This window comes from Actinoplanes sp. NPDC049548 (assembly GCF_040676695.1).
Lineage (GTDB): Bacteria > Actinomycetota > Actinomycetes > Mycobacteriales > Micromonosporaceae > Actinoplanes.
The window spans coordinates 493236-512833 of record NZ_JBFAPM010000002.1; the positions used below are offsets into that span (position 1 = coordinate 493236).

16 protein-coding genes are annotated in these 19598 nt (G+C 70.6%); 4 read left to right on the forward strand and 12 right to left on the reverse strand.

All coding sequences use genetic code 11. The annotated features are described in order from the left end of the window. The first annotated feature begins 76 nt into the window (after window positions 1-76). Window positions 77-1765 carry an AMP-binding protein gene (locus AB0J80_RS06390; protein WP_364701012.1) on the forward strand — a complete coding sequence of 563 codons (1689 nt, stop codon included), beginning with the start codon at window positions 77-79 and terminating at the stop codon, window positions 1763-1765. Here AB0J80_RS06390 and AB0J80_RS06395 read toward each other — a convergent pair. From AB0J80_RS06395 to AB0J80_RS06405, 3 genes are all read right to left on the reverse strand, one after another. Continuing rightward, a complete protein-coding gene (locus AB0J80_RS06395; protein WP_364701014.1) occupies window positions 1687-2091 on the reverse strand; it encodes a hypothetical protein in 405 nt (134 codons plus the stop codon). The genes AB0J80_RS06390 and AB0J80_RS06395 overlap by 79 nt on opposite strands. 26 nt (window positions 2092-2117) lie before the next feature. Next, window positions 2118-3062, reverse strand: coding sequence for an NADP-dependent oxidoreductase (locus tag AB0J80_RS06400; protein WP_364701016.1), 945 nt, complete (start codon window positions 3060-3062; stop codon window positions 2118-2120). A 496-nt stretch (window positions 3063-3558) separates the two neighbouring features. After that, entirely contained in the window at window positions 3559-5556 is a 1998-nt protein-coding gene (locus tag AB0J80_RS06405) for a PQQ-dependent sugar dehydrogenase (protein ID WP_364701018.1), read from the reverse strand. A 478-nt stretch (window positions 5557-6034) separates the two neighbouring features. Here AB0J80_RS06405 and AB0J80_RS06410 point away from each other — a divergent pair, with 478 nt between their 5' ends. Then, complete coding sequence (locus AB0J80_RS06410) at window positions 6035-8398, forward strand: RICIN domain-containing protein (RefSeq protein WP_364701020.1); 2364 nt, start codon at window positions 6035-6037, stop codon at window positions 8396-8398. A 53-nt stretch (window positions 8399-8451) separates the two neighbouring features. Here AB0J80_RS06410 and AB0J80_RS06415 read toward each other — a convergent pair whose 3' ends face one another. From AB0J80_RS06415 to AB0J80_RS06440, 6 genes are read right to left on the reverse strand one after another with little or no spacing between them, the layout of a single operon-like run. Beyond that, window positions 8452-9636, reverse strand: coding sequence for a glycosyl hydrolase (locus tag AB0J80_RS06415; protein ID WP_364701022.1), 1185 nt, complete (start codon window positions 9634-9636; stop codon window positions 8452-8454). A gap of 49 nt (window positions 9637-9685) precedes the next feature. After that, the gene (locus AB0J80_RS06420) at window positions 9686-10588 is read right to left on the reverse strand and encodes a carbohydrate ABC transporter permease (RefSeq protein ID WP_364701024.1); all 903 of its coding nucleotides are present in this window, start codon (window positions 10586-10588) and stop codon (window positions 9686-9688) included. Next, window positions 10585-11487 (reverse strand): sugar ABC transporter permease, encoded by a 903-nt coding sequence (locus tag AB0J80_RS06425; RefSeq protein WP_364701026.1) that lies wholly within the window; start codon window positions 11485-11487, stop codon window positions 10585-10587. Before AB0J80_RS06425 ends, AB0J80_RS06420 begins: the two co-directional genes overlap by 4 nt. Next, window positions 11487-12875, reverse strand: a complete 1389-nt coding sequence (gene ngcE, locus AB0J80_RS06430; RefSeq protein WP_364701028.1) for an N-acetylglucosamine/diacetylchitobiose ABC transporter substrate-binding protein — start codon at window positions 12873-12875, stop codon at window positions 11487-11489. The genes AB0J80_RS06425 and ngcE overlap by 1 nt, the downstream gene beginning before the upstream one ends. Before the next feature lie 9 nt (window positions 12876-12884). Next, window positions 12885-13634, reverse strand: a complete 750-nt coding sequence (locus AB0J80_RS06435; protein WP_364701030.1) for an SIS domain-containing protein — start codon at window positions 13632-13634, stop codon at window positions 12885-12887. Beyond that, complete coding sequence (locus AB0J80_RS06440) at window positions 13631-14548, reverse strand: MurR/RpiR family transcriptional regulator (protein ID WP_364701032.1); 918 nt, start codon at window positions 14546-14548, stop codon at window positions 13631-13633. Before AB0J80_RS06440 ends, AB0J80_RS06435 begins: the two co-directional genes overlap by 4 nt. A 94-nt stretch (window positions 14549-14642) precedes the next feature. On the opposite strand from AB0J80_RS06440, the gene AB0J80_RS06445 reads away from it, so the two are divergent. Next, window positions 14643-15554 (forward strand): BadF/BadG/BcrA/BcrD ATPase family protein, encoded by a 912-nt coding sequence (locus tag AB0J80_RS06445; protein ID WP_364701034.1) that lies wholly within the window; start codon window positions 14643-14645, stop codon window positions 15552-15554. Window positions 15555-15561: 7 nt separating this feature from the next. Here the strand turns inward: AB0J80_RS06445 and AB0J80_RS06450 are convergent, their stop codons facing one another. Further along, on the reverse strand, window positions 15562-16254 hold the full coding sequence (locus AB0J80_RS06450; RefSeq protein ID WP_364701036.1) for an HAD-IA family hydrolase: 693 nt from the start codon (window positions 16252-16254) through the stop codon (window positions 15562-15564). Between the two features lie 21 nt (window positions 16255-16275). Further along, on the reverse strand, window positions 16276-17385 hold the full coding sequence (locus tag AB0J80_RS06455) for an MFS transporter (protein ID WP_364701038.1): 1110 nt from the start codon (window positions 17383-17385) through the stop codon (window positions 16276-16278). A gap of 100 nt (window positions 17386-17485) precedes the next feature. On the opposite strand from AB0J80_RS06455, the gene AB0J80_RS06460 reads away from it, so the two are divergent. Then, entirely contained in the window at window positions 17486-18532 is a 1047-nt protein-coding gene (locus AB0J80_RS06460; RefSeq protein ID WP_364701040.1) for a DUF5937 family protein, read from the forward strand. 4 nt (window positions 18533-18536) lie between these two features. On the opposite strand, the gene AB0J80_RS06465 is transcribed toward AB0J80_RS06460, so the two are convergent. Next, the gene (locus AB0J80_RS06465) at window positions 18537-19568 is read right to left on the reverse strand and encodes an alcohol dehydrogenase catalytic domain-containing protein (RefSeq protein ID WP_364701042.1); all 1032 of its coding nucleotides are present in this window, start codon (window positions 19566-19568) and stop codon (window positions 18537-18539) included. Window positions 19569-19598: the final 30 nt, after the last annotated feature.

Genomic DNA, 19598 nt, shown 5'->3' on the forward strand with positions numbered 1-19598 from the left:
TCACCCCCGCTCGGGGGTGGCGGGCCGGAGTTCGCGGGCGCAGGCTGAGTGACGGCTCGGACCACGAGGAGGAGATGTGACGACGACGGACGGCACGGCCACATTCCGGGCGGCGCGGGACTTCCTCGTGGCGCACCGCGAGGACTACGCCCGCGCATACAGCGACTTCGCGTGGCCCCAGCTCGATCAGTTCAACTGGGCACTCGACTGGTTCGACGTCATCGCGGCCGGCAACGACGACCCGGCGCTCTGGGTCGTGGAGGAGGACGGCGCGGAGCAGCGGTTCTCGTTCGCGGACATGGCGCAGCGATCCAACCAGGTGGCGAACTGGTTGCGCGCTCGCGGCGTAAGGCGCGGTGACCGGGTCGTGCTGATGCTGGGCAACCAGGTGGAGCTCTGGGAGACGATCCTCGCCGTCATGAAGCTCGGTGCCGTCATCATCCCTGCCACGCCGCTGCTGGGTGCCGCCGATGCCCGCGACCGGGTGTCCCGTGGCGGCGCGCAACACGTGGTCGTCCTCGCCTCGGCGACCGAGCGGTTCACCGACGTGGACGCGACGGTGACCCGTATCGCGGTGGGCGATCCCGTCGACGGCTGGCATGCCTTCCACGACGCCTACCGGGCGAGCGCCGAGTTCACACCCGACGGCGTGACCCGGGCCGACGACACGCTCCTGCTGTATTTCACGTCCGGTACGACCGCGCGGCCGAAACTCGTCGAGCACACGCACGCGTCGTATCCCGTCGGGCACCTGTCGACGATGTACTGGATCGGGCTGCAGCCGGGCGACATCCACCTCAACATCTCGTCCCCGGGCTGGGCGAAGCACGCGTGGAGCAACGTCTTCGCGCCGTGGAACGCGCAGGCGTGCGTCTTCATCCACAACTACTCGCGGTTCGACGGGCCCCGGCTGCTGAGCGAGATGCAGCGGTGCGGCGTGACGAGCTTCTGCGCTCCCCCGACCGTGTGGCGCATGCTCATCCAGTCCGACCTGAGCGCGCTCACCACGCCGCCGCGCCTGGTGGTCGGTGCCGGGGAGCCGCTCAACCCTGAGGTCATCGAGCAGGTACAGAAGGCGTGGGGCGTGACGATCCGCGACGGGTTCGGCCAGACGGAGACGACCGTCCAGATCGCGAACACACCGGGCCAGAGCGTACGGCCGGGCTCGATGGGCCGGCCGGTGCCCGGATACCGGGTCGAGCTGCTGGATCCCCAGACGGGTGAGCCCGCGCCGGAGGGTGAGATCTGCCTGGCGCTCGACCCCCGGCCGCTCGGGCTCATGGTCGGCTACCACGGCGATGCGGAGCTGACGGCCGACGCCATGGCCGGCGGCTACTACCACACCGGCGACATCGGATCCCGGGACGCGGACGGCTACATCACGTACGTGGGCCGCACCGACGACGTGTTCAAGGCCTCCGACTACCGCATCTCGCCGTTCGAGCTGGAGAGCGTCCTCATCGAGCACGAGGCCGTGGTGGAGGCCGCGGTGGTGCCGTCGCCCGACCCGCTGCGGCTCCACGTTCCCAAGGCGTACGTCGTCCTCGCCGAGGGCTGGGCCGCCGACGAGGCGACGGCCCGGTCGATCTTCGCGCACTGCCGGGCCCATCTGTCGCCCTATCAGCGGGTGCGGCGCATCGAGTTCACGGAGCTCCCGAAGACCATCTCGGGCAAGATCCGGCGGGTTCAGCTCCGCGACGCCGAGCGCACCAAGTACGACTCCCCGGATGCCGTCCCGCCCGGGGAATTCCGGGACCAGCCGTGAACCGCTACACCACCGCGGGCGTACCCGCTGCCGTGGAAGAACAGCACGGCCGAGCCCGGGATCGCGCCGACCTCGGCGTACCAGCGCATGGTGATCCGCGTGCCGTCGTCGGCGGTGGCGTGGTGCTCGCTGGTCGTCACGTCGGCCGGGAGCGGCTGGGCAGCCGCTGCGGCGCCGATGATCGGCTCCCACAGGGCGCGGCGCCCCGTGAGATCGCCCCCGGCGGGCGGCACGGTCGAGGCCATCGCGCCTGCCATCGGGGCCAAGGCCCAGCCGGCGTCGCTGCTGAACCCGGTCCAGGCGCGGCGATCCCGGGTGGGAGACACGGCCGTTCCCTTCCGGTGCCGGGGTCTCAGGCGGTGGGCGCGACGACGACAACCTTGCCGGGCAGCTCGCCCGCGGCCGCCCGGGCGTGGACGGCCGGCAGCTCGGCCAGCGGCGCCCGCTCCGCGACGTCGACGCGCAGCTCGCCGGAGTCCACGAGCGCCACCAGCCGCGACAGCTGACCTGCGTCGCTGCGGACGAAGAGGTCGATGCCGCGCACGTCGCGCTCCGGGTCGGAGGGCGCGGGCATCCAGACCGTCGTGTTCACCAGCACCCCGCCGGGGCGGATCACGGTGAGCAGCGCGGCGAGCTGTGCCGGCTCGATCGGCGCGAGGTTGAGCACGACGTCGACGGGCTCGCCGACAGCCGCGGTCACCGAGGTGGTGGTGTGGTCGACGACCTCGTCGGCGCCGGCCGTCCGGACCCGCTCGGCGCTGCGCGGGCCTGCGGTGGCGATCACGTACGCGCCGGCGTGGTGGGCGAGCTGGACGGCGTAGCCACCGACCGCGCCGCCGGCGCCGTTGATGAGTACGCGCTGTCCGGATTCGAGCTTCGCGTGGTCGAACAACGCCTGCCAGGCGGTGAGGCCCACCAACGGCAGTGCTGCGGCATCCGCCGGCGGGATGCTGGTGGGCGCCTTCGCCAGAATCTCGGCCGGTGCGAGGGCGTACTCGGCAGCTGCGCCGGGTCCCGCCATCGGCAGGAAGCCGACGACCGCGTCACCGGCCTGATACCCATTGACGCCCTCGCCCAGCGAGTCGATCGTGCCGGAGACGTCGATACCGGGGGTGTGCGGCAGGGCCACCGGGATGGGGCCCTGCATGAGGCCCCCGCGGATGTTGCCGTCGACGCCGTTGAACGACGTCGCCGCCACCCGGATCAGCACCTGTCCCGGGCCGGGGACGGGCTGCTCGACGTCCTCGTGGCGCAGGACGCTCGGGTCGCCGTACTCGTGGAATCGCACTGCCTTCATCGGAGGACCTCGTCTCGTGATCTGGTTCGCTGCTTCGAATTCGAAGCACATGAGGACCGTAGCATGCTTCGAACTCGAAGCAATAGCTTGCCGTGCGAGCTCGCCCACAGCCGGTGGGCTGGGTCACACCTTCGGCGATCGCGCGGCGAGTCGGTGCTCACGCGCAGGCGCGCCGAGCAGTTCCGCGACCGCCGCTCCTGGATCGATCGCCGCGGACGCGTCCTGCTGGATGCGATCGTGGGGTTCTGGGTCAGCGGGCGCTGATCGGCGCAATCCGCGACGCGGACCGAAGCTCCTCGACGCCGGTCCGAGCCCAGCTCGCCCTCGAACTGCGCCACCTCTCCGGCGACGTCGACGCAACCCGAGACCACCCCCGGCAGCCCGTTGCCCACATCGCCATCTGCCGATTCCCGGCTCCGCTTGGTGGGTGGTCAGGCGCCGAAGCGGAAGTGGCGGTCCTCCATTGCTCGAGGACCGCCGGCCGTTCGTCGATCGGTCAGGTGCCGAGGGTCACGTGGAAGATCCTCTCGTCGCTGTTGTTCGGGATGCTGTCCTTGTCTCCCAAGTTGCTGGTGGTCAGCCAGAGCCCGCCGTCGGCAGCGGGTTCGACGGTGCGCAGTCGGCCGTACGTGCCGTTGAAGTAGATCTGCACGTCGGTGAGGCTGCTGCCGCTGATCACCTCGCGGTACATCCGGGTGCCGCGCTCACAAGCCGCGTAGAGGACGTCCCGCACGATCGCGATTCCCGAGCACGAGCCGTCCGCGGTCGGGTAGGTGTGCTTGGGGGCGATGAACCCGGGGGTGTCGCAGGTGCCACTGGTCCCCTCGCAGGCCGGCCAGCCGTAGTTGCCACCCTTGGTGATCAGGTTCGTCTCGTCCATGATCGAGTTGCCGAACTCCTGCTCCCACAACCGGCCCTGCGAGTCGAAGGCCAGTCCCTGCGGATTGCGGTGGCCGTAACTCCACACGTAGTTCCCGTACGGGTTGTCCGACGGCACCGAACCGTCCGTGTTCAGCCGCAGCACCTTGCCGTTGAGGCTGTTCAGGTTCTGCGCGTTGGCACCGTTCTGCGCATCACCCGTGCTGGCGTACAGCTTGCCGTCCGGACCGAAACGCAGCCGGCCGCCGTCGTGGAACTTGTTGCGCAGGATGCCGGAGACCAGGATCTGCTCCGTACCCGTGTTCAGGGTATCGCCGTCGAGCCGGATCCGGACGATGCGGTTGTCGGTCGGCGAGGTGTGCATGATGTAGAGCCAGTGGTCGCTGCCGAACGTGGGCGAGATGGCCAACCCGAGCAGGCCGCCCTCGCCGTCGGTGTTCTGCACGTTGGGGACGGTGCCGACGCTCGTCTTGGCCCCGGTGGCGGGGTTGAGCCGGATGATGTCGTGAGCGTCGCGACGGGTGTACAGAATGCTGCCGTCCGGGAGGGTGACCAACCCCCACGGGATGTCGGTGTCGGTGGCGATCTGGGTGACCGCGCAGACGGAGCTCCCACACGCGTCGCCGGTCGTCACCGCCACGCTGTTGCTGCGCGGTGACACGTTGGCCTGCGCGTCCCGGGCCACCACGTAGTAGGAGTAGGCCTTGCCGGCCGCCAGCGCGCTGTCGACGAAGGACGTGGCCGGCGGCGTGGTCGCGGTTCCGGTGATCGTGCCGGCCTTGGAGTTGTCCCGGAAGATGTCGTACGCCCGGACGCCGATGTTGTCGGTGGCCGCGGTCCAGCTCAGCGTGACTGTGGTGCCGGACGCCGAGCCGGTGAGCCCGGTCGGAGCAGTGGGGGCCTGGGTGTCGGCCTGGCACTGCGGCGGGGTGATCGGCACCGTCGCGCTGGCCTGCGAGACATTGCCGGCGGCGTCCCGGGCGTTGACGTACAGGCCCCAGGTCACCCCGCCCACCACGGTGAGGCTGGTGGACAATGTCGTGCCGCTGACCGACTTCATCAGCTGACCGTCGTGATAGACGTCGTAGAAGGCGACACCCACGTTGTCGGTCGAGGCGTCCCAGGCGAAGGTCACCGCGTCGCACACCAGATCGCTGACCCGCGGATTACCGGGCACGCTCGGCGGGACAGCGTCGCCCGCGGAGGTACGCCATTTCTGGTTGTCCTGCCCGTTGCAGGTCCACATGCCCACGGCGGTGCTGTTGGCCGTGCCCGCGCCGGTGACGTCCAGGCAGAGCCCGGACTGCACGCCCGTGATACTGCCGTCGGCGTTGAGCCGCCACTTCTGATTCGCTCCCCCGGTACACGTGTAGATCTGCACCGTCTGCCCCGCCACATCCAAGCACTTGGGTACGTCGTAGACCCGGAGCTCACCGGCCGAGGTGAACGTCCATGCCTGGTTCGGCTGGCCCTTACAGTCGTAGATGTTCACCGCGGCCTTGTCCGCCTGGGACTCGCCGACCACATCCAGGCAGCGACCGGAGGCCACGCCGATCACCGGCGACCCGGTGGCCGCGCCGGCCGGTACCCGTACCGCCACGAGGGCGAGCGTCATCACCCCCACCGTGATCATCGTTGTGGTCAGGCGCCGCAGCCGCGGAGCCGGGAGCGGTATGTGCCTGACAGGAATCCGCATACGACCCATCCATGGAGAGTTCTGAGTCATTACTGATCGACCGGCGCGGTCCAGGTCACCGCCGGCCGGGGCTGGGACGTGACGGCGCGGCGACAACGTCGCCACCTGCCACCGTATGCTCAGACATTGATACATGTCAATGGATCCGATGGGGCAGGGGCGGAGTGGGCGCAGCGACTCCGTTTCGGCCGGTCGCCGCCCTGACAACGTTGACATATACGCCGCGTTCATCTTTGATTATCGATGTCTTGGCTTGTTCGTCGCCGCGGTGAAGGTGACCGGTACGGCTGGCAGAAGCCCCTCACCTCGTCGCGCCACGCACGATGGGTACGCCGGGCTCGCTCGAAGGAGAAGATCCATGCGCGTAGCCGGACGTACACGCTCAAAATCGATAGCGATGGTGTCCCTGTCGTTGCTCGCCACGGTCATTGCGGCTGTCGGCGCGGCCCCCGCAGAGGCGGCGACCACGGCGATCACCGTGAATGGCGGCATCGTCGGTCGCGCGTTCGACGGAGTCGGCGCGATCAGCGGTGGTGGCGGCAACTCGCGGTTGCTGATCGACTATCCACCGGCCCAGCGGTCGCAGATTCTGGACTATCTGTTCAGGCCCGGCTACGGCGCGGCGGTGCAGTTGCTCAAGCTGGAGATCGGCGGCGACGCCAACTCGACCGACGGCGCGGAACCCAGCCACGAGCACATTCGCGGCGACATCAATTGCAACGCCGGGTACGAATTCTGGCTCGGTGAGCAGGCGGTCGCCCGTAACCCGAATATCAAGCTGGTGGCGTTGCCGTGGACGGCTCCCGGCTGGATCGGCAACCACAACTTCTGGTCCCAAGACATGATCGACTACGACATCTCGTGGTTGACCTGCGCGAAACAGCACGGCCTGACGATCAACTATCTGGGGGGCTGGAACGAACGCGGTCACGACAGCGGCTGGTACAAGAATCTGCGCACCGCGCTGAACAACGCCGGCTACGCAGCCGTGCAGATCGTCGGTGACGACAGCGGCTGGGGCATGGCCGACGAGTTCGGCAACGACGCGGCTCTCAAGAACGCCGTCGGCGTGCTCGGCAACCACTATGTCTGCGGCTACCTGTCCCAGGCCGAGACCTGCTCCACCACCCAGAACGCCCGCAGCTCCGGGAAACCCCTGTGGGCCAGCGAGTTCGGGTCACAGGACGACAACTCCGGTGTGGTGCCCTACATCCGTACGGTCAACCGCGGCTACCTCGACGCGGAGATCACCGGGTACATGAACTGGCCCCTGATCGCCGCCATCACGCCGAACCTGCCGTACTCCACCGTCGGCCTGATGGACGCCGGTTCCCCGTGGTCCGGGGCGTACCGGATCGGGAAGAACCTGTGGGCCAACGCCCACTACGGTCAGTTCACCCAGCCCGGCTGGCACTACCTCAACAGCTCGGCCAGCGGCTATCTCGGCGGTAACCGGGCCAACGGCAGCTACGTGTCGCTGAAGTCGACCAACAACAGCGACTACTCCACCGTCTACGAGACGAGCGGGACCACCGCCGCCCAGACGGTCAACGTGACCGTCTCCGGTGGGCTCAGCACCGGCACAGTGCACATCTGGTCAACCGACATGGGCTCGAACAACGCAGCTGACTACTTCGTCAAGCAGGCCGACATCACCCCGTCCAACGGGTCGTACTCGCTCATCCTGCAGCCGAACCGGATCTATACCGTCACCACCACCATCGGCCAAGGCAAAGGCACGGCGACCAGTCCCGAAGGCCGCAACCTCGCGCTGCCGTACGCCGACGATTTCGACGGCTACCCCACTCGCACCCAACCCCGGTACACCGAGGACATGCAAGGCTCGTACGAGGTACGCGCCTGCGCCGCCGGCCGCTCCGGCAACTGCCTGCAGCAGGTGACCCCCGTCCAGCCGATCAACTGGCAGGACGACAGCGACGCCTACACGCTGATCGGTGATCCGTCGTGGGCCAACTACACCGTCAGCACCGAGGTCACCATGCAGCAGGCGGGCACCGTCACCTTGCTCGGCCGGGCCGACACCCAGTTGCGCCCGCAGAACCGGCAGGCCGCCTACCAGCTGCGGATCAGCAACACCGGGACGTGGTCGATCAGCAAGCACACCACCACCAACGCCGACGTCACACTGGCGTCCGGAACCAGGCCGGCGCTCGGCTTGAACACGTGGCACAAGCTCCAGCTCGGCTTCTCCGGCACTCAGATCACGGCCGGGCTCGACGGCACCACCCTCGGGTCCGTCAACGACGGCTCGTACAGCACGGGCCAGGTCGGTCTCGGCGTGGTGGGCTATCAGACCGACCAGTTCGACAATCTCACCGTCACCCCCAACGCCGGCCCCCCACCGCCGCCCCAGACCGTCGGCGTGCTGCGTGGCCAGGAGTCCGGGCGGTGCGTCGACGTACCCGGCCTCACGGAGACCAACGGCACCGTGGTCGCCCTGTGGGACTGCAACTTCGGCGCCAACCAGTCGTGGACCGCCACGGCAACCAGGCAACTGACCGTCTACGGCACCAAGTGCCTGGACGTCAGCGGCGCCGGGACCGCCGACGGCACCCCGGTGCTGATCTACGACTGCACCGGCGCCGGTAACCAGCAATGGACTCTCAACGCCGACGGCACCATCGTCGGAGCCGGCTCCGGCAAGTGCCTCGACGCCACCGGACACGGCACCGCCAACGGCACCCTGCTGGAGATCTGGACCTGCAACGGAGGCGCCAACCAGAAGTGGGACCGCAACTGACGGGGCGACCGGGCCCGTCCCGAACGTTCGGGACGGGCCCGGAGCCCTGTCACTCAGCAGCGCCCGAGGTCTTCCCACTGCTGGGTCCAACCCGGTTCCGAGCCCTGCGTCCAGTACCTGGCTCGCCACAGGTGCTTGCCTTCACCCGAGGCCGGGCCGTTCGGGTCGCCGTACTTGCTCTTCTCGTGCTTCACCGTCTGCCCGCCCGTGTACACCTGGGAGAACGACCACTCCGGAGCCGACGAGCAGTCTCCGGCCGGCGGCGGCGTGGTCGGCGGTGACGACGGTGGGGTGGTCGGCGGGGTGGATGGCGGGGTCGACGGGTCGTTGCAGGTTCCGCCCGCCGTCTCCACCGTGTCCGAGAAGGTGGTTCCGGCGCTGCGGTACGCCGCTGCTCGCGAGCTCACCTGGGCCGGGGTGAGGGCCTGGTTCTTGGCGAACAGCACCCAGTCGACCTGTTCGATGTAGGTGGACAGGCCGCCCGAGTGGGCCGCGGTGTCGATGAACCACAGGTTCCAGTTGATGGTCATCGTCTGGCGGGGGTAGAACTTGCCCGAGTGGTCGCCGACCTGGACGCCGTCGATGTAGTAGATGACGTGGCCGTTGGCGACCGTGGCGACCAGGTCGTGCCAGCCGTTGAAGGACTGGCGCTCCTCGGAGTGGACGTTGTCCGCGTACCAGGGGTCGGCGCGGTAGGTGTACCAGGTGGTCTGGTAGTTGATCGGTCCCGTCTCGCCCCAGCCTCCGTTGGGCAGGTACTCCGAGATGTCCAGCTCGCTGTACGTCGGGTCCATGTCGCCGTTGAGCGGGCTGATCGTGAAGAACGTCTCGTTGATGTGGTCGCCGTCGGCGCCGCTCGCCGGGGTGTCGCTGAAGCGGACGCGGCTGGCGTACGTGCCTTCGAAGTAGCGCTTCTGGGTGCTGTACAGCTCGGCGTGGTTGGTGCCGGCGCCGGTGCCGTCCGTCGACGCGGTGAGCTGCATGACCTTCTGCCCGTCCGAGGTCGGGAAGGTGATGCTGTTCGGTGACCAGGTGGCGCCCGGGACGCCGGGTCCGCCCTGGTAGCTGCGGGGGGTCCAGCCGTGCGCCGACAGGTTGGCGTCGCTGGAGGAGTTGTAGTGGAAGTCGTCGAACAGGTAGCCGCAGTCGGCGGCGGAGGCGCTGGGGGCGTTCGCCGCGACGGCGAAGACACCCGCCAGCACGGCTATGCCGGCGACGGCGAGGGGTTTGATGGACATCGGTCGATTCCTCCAGGGGGACGAGGAAGGGGGACGAGGAAGGGGGGAGCTACTTGACCGCGCCGGCGGTCATTCCGGCGCGGATGTGCCGTTGGAAGGCGACGTAGGCGATCAGCACCGGCAGCATCGCGATGGTCAAGCCGGCGAACAGACCGCTCCAGTCGCTGCGGTAGCCCTGGCTGACCGACAGGGCGGCCAGACCCTGCGCCAGGACGTACCGGTCCGGATCCGGGTTGAGGACCAGCGGGAGCAGGTACTGGTTCCAGAGCCCGAGGAAATTGAAGATGCCGACCGCGACCAGTCCGGGCCGCGCCATCGGCAGCATCACGCGGAAGAACACCGCGCCATGCGAACAGCCATCCATGAATGCCGCTTCCGCGACCTCGCCCGGCAGCGTTCTGAAGAACGCGTGCAGGAAGAAGACCGTGAACGGTACGGCGTAAGCGGCGTACACCAGGATCAGGCCCTGGTACGTGCCCAGCATCCCGAGCTGCTGCACGACGAAGAACAGCGGCACGAGCGCGAGGAACACCGGGAAGAACATGGCAGCGACGAACGTGTAGTACACGAACCGGTTGCCGCGGAACTCGTAGCGGGCCAGGGCGTACGCGACGAGCGAGCCGAGCAGCATCGTCAGGACCAGGGCCCCGCCGACGACGATGAGGCTGTTGAGGAAGTACCGGCCGATGCTGGCCTCGTTCCAGGCTCGCGCCCAGTTGCCGGCCTGCGGGGTGGCCGGCAGCGACCACGGGTCGTTGAGGATCTCGTCGTCGGTCTTGAAGGAGCTGACCACGGCCCAGAGCAGCGGCAGTGCCGTGACGACCGCCCACGCCAGCATCGCGAGGTGCACCGGCGCCGATCGCAGCGAGTGCGGTGTCCGGGGCCGGCGAGCGGCCGGAAGCTCATCATCGGGCAGATCAGCCGTGCGGCGTGGGGAAAGGGAGAGCGTCATGCCAGCCCCGCAGAAGACTTGCGGCCGCCGCGCAGGGCGAGCACCGCCAGGGTCAGGGTGGCGAAGAACAGCGCCACCCCCATGGCGGAGGCGTAGCCGAACTTCCCGTACTGGAAGGCGTTGCGGTACAGCGACAGCCCGATCACCTCCGTGGCCCCGTCGGGTCCGCCGGGGCCGACCGTCATCACCTGCACGACCGCGAACGCGTCCAGCGCCGCGATGCCCAGGTAGACGAAGGCGACCTGCACCGTGTCGCGTACCAGCGGCAGCGTCACCTTGCGGAACGTCGTCCAGCCGCCCGCGCCGTCGATCAGCGCCGCTTCGAACAACTCCTTGGGGATGCCGTCGATCGCCGCGCTGAACAGCACCACATAGAAGCCGACCGACGACCAGACGAGGACCGCCATCACGGCCGGCAGCGCGAGCGAGGGTGACGCCAGCCAGGACGGCCCGCTGATGCCGATCGCCCGCAGGGCCCCGTTGAGCAGGCCGGTGTTGGGGTTGTAGACGAAGCTCCACAGCACCGCCACCACGACGAGCGAGAGCAACTGCGGAAAGAAATAGATGATCTGGTACGCGCCTGAGCCCGCGATCCCCCGCCGGCCGCCGCGTCCACCCAGGTGCAGCATGCTGGCCAGGAACAGCCCGATGGCGACGGTGGCGAGCGGGACGACGACGAGCAGCAGCGCGTTGTTGCGGACCGCGTCCAGGAAGAGGGAGTCCTCGGCGAGGCGGGTGTAGTTGCCCGCCCCGACGAAGTGGGCAGCGCCTGCGACGCCGGTCCAGTCGGTCAGCGACAGGTAGAAGGCCTGCGCGTACGGCGACAGCACGAAGACGACGTGCAGCACCAGCGCGGGGATCAGCGCCCCGGCCAGGAACCGCCACCGACCGTGTCTCATCAGCGGGTGTACTTCTTGACCGAGGAGTCCTTGGCGAGCGCGTCGGCCGCCTTCTGGATCCGGTCCGACCACTGCGCGGCGGTGATGCGCTTGTTGACGAGCTCACCGGTCGCGTCGTCCACCGCCTTGGCCAGCGGTGCGTACCACGTACGGAACCGGTAGGTGAAGGTCTCCGATCCGGCGGCCGTCACCGCGTCGCGGACCGAGCCCAGTCCGCTGCTCAGCGTCAGGCCGTCGGTGGCGCCGGCGGTCGCGGGCAGCGTGCCCGCGGTCTCGGCGAAGGCCTTGGCGGACTGCTTCGAGAAGAGGATGCGCAGGTACTCCATGCCGCCGGCCGGGTTCTTGGCCTTGGCCGGCACGAGGAACGACTCGCTGCTCGCCGCCTGCACCGCCGTCTGCTTGAGCTGGTCGGAGCCGGTACGCGACGGCACCGGGCCCATGGCCATGTCGAAGCCGTCCGGGGTGACGCCCTTCTGCTCGCTCTCCAGCCACGAGCCGCACGGGATGAACGCCGCCTTGCCCTGGCACCAGGCGGCCTGGGCCTCGGTGTGCGACAGGGCCTCGGAGCCGGCCAGGATGTAGCCCTTGCCGGCGAGCTCCGCGAAGGCTTCGGCGGCGCTGGTCAGCCCGGGTGCCTTCCACGCGTTCGGTTCGAGGTTGTCGACGGCCTTCACCAGCGGGAGCCCGCCGGTCTTGGCGGCCATGCCGAGCAGCGGGTCGTTGATGTACTCGGGGTACTTGCCCTGATAGGTCCAAGGCGCGATGCCGGCGGCCTTGATGGTCGCGCAGAGCGACAGCATCTCGTCCCAGGTCTTCGGGTACGCCCAGCCCTTGGCGGTGAAGAGCTTCTTCGAGTACCAGAGTCCCCACACCGTGTACGTGAAGTTGAGCGTCTGCGGCACCCCGTCGAACGTGCCGTCGTCCACCACGCCGGGCAGGAGCGTGTCGCGGACCTTCTTGGACGGGTCGTCGAACGCGGGGGCGTCCAGCAGCGCGGTCAGGTCGGTGACCTGCTTGGCCGAGACGAGGGTGGCGATGTCGAGGCGGTCCGCGCCGGTGTTGTCCACGACGTCCGGGGGCGTGTTCGCGACGAACCGGGGTTGCAGGGCCACGCCGACCTTCTGCAGGCCCTTGTGGTCGATCTTCGCGCCGGTGTGCTTCTGCGTGTAGAGGGTCTCGGCGCGCTTGGCGTACTCGTCGCCGTACCCGCCCTTGAAGATCACGACCTCGAGCGGGGCGTCGGCCTTGACCCCCAGGGGGTTGTCGGCGCTCTTGGCGCCGGTGTTGCCGGCGGCCGGGTCGTCGTCGTCACCGCCGCTGGTGACGCAGGCGGAGAGCAATGGCAGCGCCGCGGCGCTGAGAAGGAGGTTTCTTCTGGTCGCGGACATGGGTTCTCCCTAAGCGGTACGCCGGATCCGCCCGGCGTACCGGGCCTCCAGCTCCTTGTTGTGTTCACGCCCGCCCGGCACGTTGTCGGACAGGTAGATCGGCGGTGTGACGCCGAGCGCCAGCAGCCGCGCCACCACCTCGACGACGATCTGCTGGGCCAGCAGCGCCGCGGTGATCGAGGAGACCGCCCCGACGGCACCGTCGCCGTAGGAGAGCGCCGCGTCGCCGTAGGGTGCGCCGTTGTCCAGGACCACATCGGCCAGGTCGGTGAGCTTGAGCCCGCTGGCGTGCCGCGACTCGACCCGCGACGAGTGCGCCAGCGAGGTGACGGCGACCAGCGCGTGGCCGCGTTGCTTGACGAGCTGGGCCATCTCGACGACCGCGCCGTTGACGCCGGAGTTGCTGGCGATGACGAACGCGTCGTCGGGCTTGATCGGTGCCAGCTCGTAGAGCCGGTGCGCGACGCGGGGCGTGCGCTCGAGCTGGGGGTCGGCGAGGACCTCGGCGGGCTCTCCCCCGTACAGGACGATGTCGCGCAGGGCGATCTTGTTGGTGGGTACCAGGCCGCCGGCCCGGCCGGCGATCTCCATGGCGAGCGCCTCGGAGTGGCCGCAGCCGAACGCCTGGATCACCCCGCCGGCCTGCAGTGTCGCGGTGAACAGGTCGGCGGCGCGCGCCACCGCGTCGCCCTGGGTGGTGCCGGCCCGGTCGATCGCGTCCCGGATCGCCTCGACGTAGTCGGCGCTCGTGATGGTCACAGCGGCTTTTCCCTCCGTGCTCGCTTGCGGTTGGCGGGGGTGTCCGGCAGGCGGTGCGCGTCGACGGCCCGCACGGTGAGCTCGAGCGCCTCGGCGGTGCGCTCGTACGTGAGTTGTGCGACGGCCACGTAGATGAGGTCGAGGATCAGCAGCTGGGAGTGCAGGGCGGAGAGCGCCGCCAGCCGGAATGTGGTCTCGTGCACCGAGGTGGTGAAGACGATGTCGGCCACCTCCGCGAGCGGCGAGCGGGCGAAGCTGGTCACGGCCACGGTCAGCGCGCCGTGGTCCGCGGCCTCGGCGAGCATCTCGATCGCCTCCCGGGTACGCCCCGAGTGGGACAGGGCGATCGCCACGTCGTCCGGCCCGAGCAGCGCCGCGTTCGTCAGCGCGGTGTGGGTGTCCGCCCGGTAGCGCACCGGGATGCGGATGCGCTCCAGGCGGAAGGCCATCTCGCTGCCGGCCGTACCGCTGCTGCCCAGGCCGAAGATCTCCACCCGGCCGGCACCGGCGATGGCGGCCGCGACCCGCTCGACCGCGTCGGTGTCGAGCCCGGAGGCGGTCGCCTGGATGGCCCGGGTGTCCGCCGCGGTGATGATGTCGAGGACCTTCTCGGTCTGGTCGCCGGGGTTGATGTCGCCGCTGATGTCGGTCTCCCAGCGGGCCTGCTCGGCGCGGCCGGTCTCGGTGGCGACGGCGACGCGCAGGTTCGCGTACCCCTTGAAGCCCAGCGCCCGGGAGAAGCGGGTGACCGTCGCCGTCGAGGTCCCGGACCGCTCGGCCAGGTCTACGATGCTCGCGTGGGCGGCGGTCTCCGGGTCGGCGAGGATCGTCTCCGCGATCTTCGCCAGCGCCTCCGGCATGGTCGGTCCCTCGATGCGCAGCCGCCCCAGCAGCCCGCCGCTCTCACCCGTCACGTGGTCGTCCTTTTCATCGAAGAGCTATGCCGATGAAAATTACGACCACTTCATCATCTGGTCAATAACAACTTTCTATGTTTCGATCAGCGCCATGGTGCTGGTGGTGGGTGTGGACGCCGGAGGGACGGCGTCCCGGGCGGTCGTGGCCACGGCGGACGGCACGATCGTCGGCCGCGGCTCGGCCGGTCCGGGAAACCCGACCTCCGCCGGCGTCGCGGCGATCGCATCCATCGGTACGGCGGTCCGCACGGCCCTGCGCGGCCACGACCCGGCAACGGTGGTCGCCGGGGTGGCCGGCATCGCGGGCGTGGCGGTGGTCGCGGAGCCGGCGATCGCCGAAGCGTTCGACATGCAGTGGGCCGAGCTCGGCCTGACCTGCCCGATCGAGGTCACCGGCGACGCGGTCACGGCCTTCGCCTCGGGCGTACCAGCCGCTCGCGGCGCCGTCCTCATCGCCGGCACCGGAGCCGTGGCCGCCCGCATCGAGGACTGGCGCGTCGGCCGCACCGCGGACGGGCTGGGCTGGCTGCTCGGCGACGAGGGATCCGGGCTGTGGCTGGGACTGCAGGCCGTCCGGTCGGTCGCCCGCTCCTGGACGTCCACACCGGACGGCCTCGCCGCGAAGGTCGCCGCCCACGCCGGGGCGCGCTCGTGCGACGAGCTCGTGCACTGGGCGGCGCGGCAGCACCCGGCAGCGTTCGCCGCGCTCGCGCCCGTGGTGTGCGCCTCGGACGATCCGCTCGCCGCCCGCCTGACGACCGAGGCGGCCGCCCGGCTGGTCGGCACGCTGCACGAGCTGGGGCCCTCCGACGGGCCGGTGGTGCTGGCCGGCGGGCTGCTCACCGAGCCAACGCCGGTCCGCACGGCGGTCCTGGCGGCACTGCCCGGTGAAGTGGCGACGGCTCGCGACCCGGCCGCCGGCGCCGCTTGGCTCGCGGTGCGGCGCGCGCTGAACCTCGACGAGCAGGAGGCCGCCGGGCTGCACCGGCGCATGCTGCGTTAGGGGGTGTCTACGCGTGACACCCCCTGGCCTCGACGATGGAGAGCAGCTCGTCCAGGGACACGATGACGTCGTCCCCGATGCGGTGGGACGCCTCACGGTCGAGTGTGACTCCCCGATATCCCAGGGTCTCGGCGGCCGCCACGAGCTCGGGGTCGTCGTCGATGAACAGGCACTCGTGCGGGGCGAGGCCGAGGAGGCGGCTGCCCTCGGCGTACATCCGCGGGTCGGGCTTGCGGCAGCCGAGGATCTCGGAGATCGCGAAGCCCTCGAAGTAGTGCTGGATGTCGAGGCCCGCGAACGTCGCCTCCAGGCCGGCCCAGTTGTCCGAGACGACCGACATCCGGACGCCTCTGAGCCGGAGCTCGTCGAGGACAGGGCGGACGTCCGGATACGGCTCGATGACGGGCCCGGCGGCCGGCGCCTCCAGCTCGGCGAGCAGCTGCGGCGAGGGGTCGCCGATCTCCAGCACCCGCAGCATCGTCCGGTGGTAGTCGGCGCGGTTCGCCGTTGTGATCGCGGCGTCGAGAAAGTGCTGTCCGGCCGCGATGGCCTCGGGGAGCAGCTCCGCCCGCAAGTGGGGATGGTGAGCCATGACGATGCTCTCGAAGTCGTAGCGGGGGTTCCACCGCCCGCCGACCGGCCGCGTCAGGACGCCGCCGGCATCGAACATCACTCCGCGAACTGGTTCCCGCTTCTGCACCGACGCCAGCCTAGCGGCTGCTCACACCGCAGGCGCCCAGCGGCGGACCGCGCCGGCGGCCGCCAGCGTCGTAGCGGCCAGCGCTCCCCACAGCAGGCCCGGACCGATCGACAGCAGCGTCGTCAGCACGGCCGGGGCGGCGGCGTTGCCGATCCCTGTGGAGAGCTGCCAGCGGGCCAGGGCGCGCCCGAGGGCATGCGGTGGTGCCGCGGCCGCCACCAGAGCAGTGCCGCTGCCCGCGTACAGGATCTCGCCGAGGGTGTAAGCGACCGCGACCAGCGCGACCGCGGCCGGGCCGGCCGGTACCGCCGCCCAGAAACCGAGGTACGACACCGCGAGTACCACGCCCGCGGCCGCCAGGACGCTGCGCCGCGGCAGCCGGCGCAGACGCACGACCAGCAGCACCTGCACCGCGACGACCAGCACCGTGTTCCCGGCGAACAGCGCCGCCGACCACGCCGGTGATGCGTCCATGCGGGTGACCAGGATCGCCGGCAGGGCCACTTCCAGCACGCCGAAGCACAGGGCGTACGGCAGGTTCGCGCACACGAGGGGGCCGATTCCGCCACCTCCGGCCTCCGCTGTCCGCGCGCGCGACACCTGCGGGCGGGGCAGGGAGAGGATGAGCGCGCCGGCGAGGAGGTAACCGATGCCGTTGAGGGCAGCGAGTGTCCGCAGCGAGTCCACGGCCACGGCGGCGGCCAGGGCGCCCACACCCAGGCCGGCGTTGCGGATGGTCCGGGCGGTGGCGAGCGCCCGGTCCGCGGGCCCGTCGACCAGGGCCGTGACCAGCGCCGCCTGCGCCGCCGGCAGCGCCTGGTTCCCGGCGCCGAGCAGGAGCGCCGCCGCCAGGTAGCCCGGCATGCCGTGGCCGAGCAACAGCACGGCGATACCCGCGGCCCGGACCAGCATCGTCGCCGCCATGGGGGCCCGGCGTCCGCCCGCATCGATCCAGCGACCCAGCACCGGGATGCCGGCGAGGCCGGCGAGCAGGCCGGCGGTCAGGGCCAGGCCCGCGGACGCGGCGGGCAGGTGCAGCACGGTGAGGCCGTACAGCAGCAGGAAGGGGCGCAGGAGGCCGGAGCCGAGGGCGTCCACCGCGAGGGCGACCGCGTAGCGACGGGAGAACATGGCGCCGACCGTCCGCCCCGACGGGCCCGGATGGCTTGCGGATTGACGGTTCCCGTCAACTGGCGCGGGCGTACGGGCGCAGCGGCGCGAGAATGGCCGCGTGGCCCTGACGATCGACATCACCGGTGTGCCCGCGGAACGCTGCGTCTTCGCGGCGTCCCCGCTGGCCGAGCTGGGTGCGATGCTGCACGTGCTGGCCTCGCCCGCGCACCACCCGGCGCTGCAGCCCTGGGCCGCCGGCGTGCTGGCCGGGTGCAAGCCGTCGTTCACCGACCGCCTGCTCGAGGCCGAGTTCCTGTGGCACTCGTCGCGTGCCGACTTCCTGGTGCCGGCCCGGCCGCGCGCGACCCTCGCGGAGGAGCTGGACGACGTCGACGCCCTCAGCGACGAGGTCTATGTGGCGGACGCGCTCGTCACCACCTGCGGCAGCTCACGGTTGTCGTTCCGCCGTACCGAGCCCGGGCGGCTCAGGGATCTGGCGCGGGCCCGGGGACCGGTCCAGGCCGCCTTCGCCGAACGGCTGCTCGACGATCCCGGCCCGGTCCGGGTACGCGTACGGCGCCTGCTGGAGGACTGCGTCGAGGAGTTCTTCGGTGAGGCCTGGCGGCGGGTGGCGTTCCCCCTCGCGGCGGATGCCCGGCGCGTGGCCGACCTGCACGAGCGGCAGGGGCTGGAGGCGGCGCTGGCGGTGATGTCCCCGGCGATGACGCTGGCGGGGACCCGGATCGTGCTGGACAAGCTGCAGGACAACTGGACCCACGCCGAGGACGGGCTGACCTTCATCCCCACCGCTTTCGGCCGTCCGCACCTGGTCGCCGTGCACGCTCCGGGCCGCCGCCCGGTCGTGCAGTACCCCATCGCGGCTGACGAACCGGTGCGCCTCGAGGTGGTGCAGCGGCGGATCGACGCGTTCGCCCATCCCGTACGGCTGCGGTTGTGCCGGACGCTGGCGCGCGGGCCGCGGACGACGAGCGAGCTGGCCGAGGCATGGCAGTTGAGCGCGCCGGAGGTCTCGCGGCACCTGGCGGTCCTGAAGAAGGCGGGTCTCACCGTGACGACCCGGCGCGGACGCTACGTCAGCCATCAGCTGGACCTGTCCGCGACGGCGGCGCTCGGCGCGGACCTGATCGCCGTCCTGCTGCGCTGACGGTTCAGCGCAGGGTGGCCGGGTCCGGCGCGATCAGCACCTTGACGTGTCTGCCGCTCTCCGCGTCCGCGAAAGCCTCCGCGGCCTCGGTCAGCGGCCGGATCGCCGTCACGAAGTCCGCCGCCGTCACCACGCCGTCGCGCAGCAGGACCATCGCCTCGTCGTAGTCGGCCGGCAGGTACGTGGCGCTGCCCTGGATGCGGAGCTGGCTGTCCTGCACCAGGGCGAGCGGCACGCGGACGTCGCCCGGCGGCACGCCGACGACCACCACCGTGCCGCCCTTGTTCGCCATGGCCAGCGCCTGGTGCAGCGTCGACTCCTCGGCGACACAGTCCAAGACCACGTCGGCGCTCTCGCCCAGCGCCGCCCGCACCTGCTCGGCCGCGTCCGGGGCGGTGGCGTCGACCACCGCGTCCGCGCCGAAGGCCGTCGCGCGCTCGCGGCTCTGCGACGACCGGGCCGTCATCACGATGCGCCGCGCGCCGCGGAGCCGGGCCACCCGAAGGGTCAGCAGAGCGATCGTGCCGGCGCCCAGGATCGCCACCGCCCTGCCGTCGAGCGGGCCGGCGAGGCGGGTGGCGTGCACGGGGGTCGCCAGTGGCTCGATGAGCGCGGCGGTCGGGTCGTCGAGCTCGTCGGGCACGGCGTGCAGGCGGCGGGCGTCGATCGTGAAGAGGTCCGCCATGCCGCCCTGGTCCGAGCCGCAACCGAAGAACCCGAGGTTCTCGCAGAGGTTCTCGCGGCCCGCCCGGCACTGCTTGCACGTCCAGCACGGCAGGTCCGGCTCGACGGTGACGCGGGTGCCGGGCCGGACGGTGGTGACGTCCGCGCCGGCGGCCAGCACGACCCCGACGACCTCGTGGCCGGGCGCGTACGGCGGGGTGACGTTGGGGTGGCGGCCGTGCAGGGCGTGCGTGTCCGAGCCGCAGACGCCGGAGACGGCGGTGCGCACCAGCACCTCGCCCCGCCCGGGCACCGGTTCGGCGGCCGGCACCACCTGGACACCGTCGGGAGTGACGACCACCTTGCGCATCATGGTCGGAGGATAGACGCCGCGCAGCAGTGC